This window comes from Thioclava sp. UBA3469, assembly GCF_002378135.1.
GTDB lineage: Bacteria > Pseudomonadota > Alphaproteobacteria > Rhodobacterales > Rhodobacteraceae > Thioclava > Thioclava sediminum.
Genome location: NZ_DFRG01000165.1, coordinates 1 through 4221, shown reverse-complemented (window position 1 = coordinate 4221; position 4221 = coordinate 1). Strand labels below are relative to the sequence as shown.

Annotated in this window: 4 protein-coding genes; 1 reads left to right on the top strand and 3 read right to left on the bottom strand. The window is 64.6% G+C overall.

Going from position 1 to position 4221, the window contains the following annotated elements; translation table 11 throughout:
• Window positions 1-2 precede the first annotated feature (2 nt).
• On the top strand, window positions 3-1448 hold the full coding sequence (locus B3D39_RS12525; RefSeq protein ID WP_286789748.1) for an MORN repeat-containing protein: 1446 nt from the start codon (window positions 3-5) through the stop codon (window positions 1446-1448).
• 19 nt (window positions 1449-1467) lie between these two features.
• Here B3D39_RS12525 and B3D39_RS12520 read toward each other — a convergent pair whose 3' ends face one another.
• From B3D39_RS12520 to B3D39_RS12510, 3 genes are all read right to left on the bottom strand, one after another.
• Entirely contained in the window at window positions 1468-2994 is a 1527-nt protein-coding gene (locus B3D39_RS12520; RefSeq protein ID WP_274962905.1) for a cryptochrome/photolyase family protein, read from the bottom strand.
• On the bottom strand, window positions 2987-3685 hold the full coding sequence (locus B3D39_RS12515; protein ID WP_274962904.1) for an SDR family oxidoreductase: 699 nt from the start codon (window positions 3683-3685) through the stop codon (window positions 2987-2989). Before B3D39_RS12515 ends, B3D39_RS12520 begins: the two co-directional genes overlap by 8 nt.
• A partial coding sequence (locus tag B3D39_RS12510; RefSeq protein WP_286789747.1) for an SDR family oxidoreductase occupies window positions 3679-4221 on the bottom strand: 543 nt, incomplete at its 5' end. The genes B3D39_RS12515 and B3D39_RS12510, both read right to left, overlap by 7 nt.

The window sequence follows — 4221 nt, the reverse complement described above, 5'->3', positions numbered from 1 at the left end:
TGATCGGATGCACCGCGCATATCGCGCCGGCGCAAGAGGTCATCACCAAGCAATACGATGACGGCGGCCTCTATGAGGGCACCTTCACCGATGGCAAGCAGGACGGCTATGGCAGCTACAAGCTGCCCTCGGGCTACGAATACGAAGGCCAATGGGTGATGGGCGAGATCAAGGGCAAGGGCCGCGCGCGCTTCCCCAATGGCTCGATCTACGAGGGAGAGTTCGACCACGGCAAACCCAACGGCAAGGGCAAGATCACCTTCGCCGATGGCGGCACCTATGAGGGCGACTGGCTCAACGGTCAGATCACCGGCACCGGCACCGCGCATTACGCCAACGGCTCGGTCTATGAGGGCCAGTTCCGCAACGCGATGCATGACGGCAAGGGCACCTTGGAGAGCGCGAACGGCTATCGCTACGAGGGCGACTGGCTGGGCGGCGTCAAACAGGGCAACGGCAAGATTACCTATCCCGACGGCTCCACCTATGAGGGCCAGATGGCGCATGGCCAGCGCGACGGCACCGGCACGCTCACCATGGCGGACGGGCTGACCTATGTCGGCGACTGGAAGGCCGGGCAGATGAACGGTCGCGGCAAGCTGACCCAACCCAATGGCGATGTCTACGAAGGCCAGATGGTCAACGGCAAGCGCCACGGCTCGGGCAAGGTCACCTATGCCAATGGCGACACCTACGAGGGGGACTTCCTGCTCGACAAGCGCCACGGCACCGGCACGTTCCGCGGCAAGGACGGCTATGTCTATACCGGCCAATGGAAAGAGGGCCGGATCGAAGGTCAGGGCAAGGTGCAATATCCCGACGGCTCGGTCTACGAGGGCAGCTTCAAGAACGACCTGCCCGACGGTCAGGGCAAGATCACCTATCCCGATGGCTCCAGCTACGAGGGCGGCTGGGCGCATGGCGTCATCCAGGGCACCGGCACCGCGCGCTACGCGAACGGGCTCGTCTATGAGGGCGAGTTCAAGAACGCGCGCAATGACGGGAAGGGCAAGATGACCTACCCGGACGGCTACAGCTACGAGGGCGACTGGGTGAACGGTCAACGCGAGGGTCAGGGCACCGCGCGATATGCCGATGGCACGACCTATGAGGGCGCCTTCAAGAATGGCCAGCGCGACGGGACCGGCAAGCTGACCATGCCCGATGGTTTCACCTATGAGGGCGAGTGGCGCAACGGCGCAATCGACGGGCAAGGCCGCGCGACCTATGCCAATGGCGACACCTATGTGGGCAGCTTCTCGAATGGCAAACGCGAGGGGCAAGGCACGATGACCTATGCCTCCGGGAATGTCGCAAGCGGCGAATGGTCGAACGACAAGCTGCAGGATACCAGCGCGCCTGCGACGCAGCCCACGCCCGATGCCAGCGCCGAGACTCCGCCTGCCCCGGCGAACGAACCGGCGGCGACAGAGCCTTCCGCGAACTGATCTGGTTTACTGGGCTGGCTTACAACGCCTCGCCTTTGTCGAGCTTTGCGAGCAGCGCCTCCGCCGACTTCAGCTTGGCGTCGCGCGTCTCTTTCTTCTGCTTGTCCCAGTTGCGATAGACGAGCCCCATGCGCGAATTGCCCTCGAAGCGGTCGCGATGCCGGTCGAGGAAATGCCAGTAGAGGCTGTTGAACGGGCAAGCCTTCTCGCCCTCCTTCGCCTTCACGTCATAGGCGCAGCCCGCGCAGTAATCCGACATCTTGTCGATATAGGCGCCCGAGGAAATGTAGGGTTTCGAGGCCACCACCCCGCCATCGGCGAACTGGCTCATTCCCGCCGTGTTCGGCGCCTCCACCCATTCATAGGCGTCGATATAGACCGCGAGATACCAGTCCTGCACTTGGCGTGGGTCGATCCCGGCGAGCAGCGCAAAATTGCCCGTGACCATCAGGCGCTGGATGTGATGGGCATAGGCCAGATCGCGGGTCTGCCCGATCGCGGCCTTCATACACGCCATTTCCGTCTCGCCCGACCAATAGAACCACGGCAGGTCGCGCTTGTGGTGCAGCGCATTGCGCGAGGTGTAATCGGGTCCCTCAAGGAAGTAGATCCCACGCATATATTCGCGCCAACCGAGGATCTGCCGGATGAACCCTTCCACCGAATTGATCGGCGCGTCGCCCGCCTTGTAGGCCTCTTCCGCAGCCTTGCAGACCTCCCGCGGCGAGAGCAGCCCGAGATTGATGCTCGACGACAGGATCGAGTGGTGCAGCAACCGGTGCTCGGCCAGCATCGCGTCCTGATATGTCCCGAAGTCGCGGAGATTATGGGCGATGAAATGCTCCAGCGCGCGTTCGGCCTGCGCGCGGCTGACCGGCCAGTTGAATTCGTCGAGCGATCCGAAATTGTCGGGGAATTCCGCCTCGACCATCTCGAGCACCGCCTGCACCAGCGCATCCTTGCGGAAGGTCGGCGCGGCCTCGCGGAACAGGTCGGGCTGAGCGGGCTTGCGGTTCTCCTTGTCGAAATTCCATTCGCCGCCAGCCGGATCGTCGCCGTCCATCAAGAGCCCCGTCTCGCGGCGCATCTCGCGGTAGAACCACTCCATTCGCAGTTCCTTGCGCCCCTCGGCCCAGTCCGCGAAGCGTTTCTCGGAGCAGATAAAGCGGTCGTCGGGCAGTTGCCGGATTTTCAACGGCGCGCTCTCGAAGGCCTGACGCAGCCGCCATTCGCCGGGGGCGAGCGTCACCACCTCCTCGGCCCCCTCTTCCTCGGCGCGGCGCGCGAATTCACCCACCAGCGAGCCCGCGTTGTCGTCGTCGGTCAGCTTCGTATAGCGAACCTGCCAGCCATCGCGGTCCAACTCATCGGCGAAGCGGCGCATGGCGGCGAAGGTCAGGGCCAACTTCTGCTTGTGATGGCCGGTATAGGTGGCTTCCTCGCGCACCTCGGCCATGACCACCACATCCGTGCCCTTGTCGCCGCAGCGCAAAGCCGCGCCGTCATGGCTCAGCTGGTCGCCCAACACCGCGATCAGCTTAGTCATAGATCATCTTTCGGGTCATGCCGCCATCGACGACCAGCACCTGCCCCGTCACGAAGCCCGCATCCGCGAGGTAGAGGATGGCCTCGGCAATATCCTTCGGCGTGCCCACCCGGCCCACAGGATGCTGCGCGTGATCCTCTTCGCTCAGGGCCCCGCCGCTCGAATTGATCCAGCCGGGCGCGATCGCGTTGACCCGCACCTCCGGCCCGAGGCTCACCGCCATTGCGTGGGTCAGCGACGTGACGCCGCCCTTCGCCGCCGCGTAAGCGAATGTGTCAGGCTCGGATTGCAGCGCGCGGGTCGAGGCCATGTTGACCACCGCCCCCTGCCCTTTGCGCAAGGCGGGCAAAGCCTCACGCGTCATCAGGAACGTGCCCGTCAGATGCGGGTCGATCCACCTATGCCACGCTTCCAGCGTAAGCTCCTCCAGCGGTCCGCATTCGGGATTGGCCGGACCGCCATTGTTCACCAAGAGATCGAGCGTCTCGAACCCGGCCTCCGCGACGGCCGCACGAATATCGTCTTCGCTCCCCAGATCGCAGCAGATCGCCTGCAAGCCTTCGCGCGCCTCCAGCGGATCGATATCCAGATCGAGCGCCGCGACCTGCCAGCCGCGATCCAGCAGCGCCTCGATGATCGCGCGGCCGATCCCGCGCGCAGCCCCGGTGACGATGGCGTTTCGGGTTACCATGGGATCTCCTTGCCTGCGTAATCGTAGAAACCGCCCGATTGCGCGGGGGACAGCCCGTCCAGCACATCCAGCAACCGGCGCGCGGCGTCTTCCGGGGCGAGCTTGTCGCGCGGGTAATCGGCGGTAAAGGGGGTGTCGACCGTGCCGGGATGCAGCGCCGCGACCACGAGCTGCTTGTGAGAGCGCCCCAGTTCGATCGCCGCGCCGTGCAGCACCTGGTTCAGCGCCGCTTTCGAGGTCCGATAGCTATACCAGCCGCCCAAGCCGTTATCCCCGATCGAGCCGACTCGCGCCGAGAGCGCCGCAAACCGTGCGGGCTGGTCGCGGGGCAACAGGCGGGCGGCGTGTTTCAGCACCAGCGCCGGGCCCATCGCATTCACGGCGAACTGGGTCTGCAATTCCTCGGGCGTCAGATGCGACAGCGCCTTTTCCGGCGTGCCAAGTGCGCCCGAGGCCACGAAGATCAGATTGACCGGCCCCTCGATCTCGCGCAAACCCGCCTCGACCGAACGCTCATCCGTCACATCGAATCCATC

Excerpts from the sequence above, each read along its gene's own strand:
- B3D39_RS12520 (WP_274962905.1), bottom strand. The coding sequence starts at position 2,994 with ATGACTAAGCTGATCGCGGTGTTGGGCGACCAGCTGAGCCATGACGGC.
- B3D39_RS12515 (WP_274962904.1), bottom strand. The coding sequence starts at position 3,685 with ATGGTAACCCGAAACGCCATCGTCACCGGGGCTGCGCGCGGGATCGGC.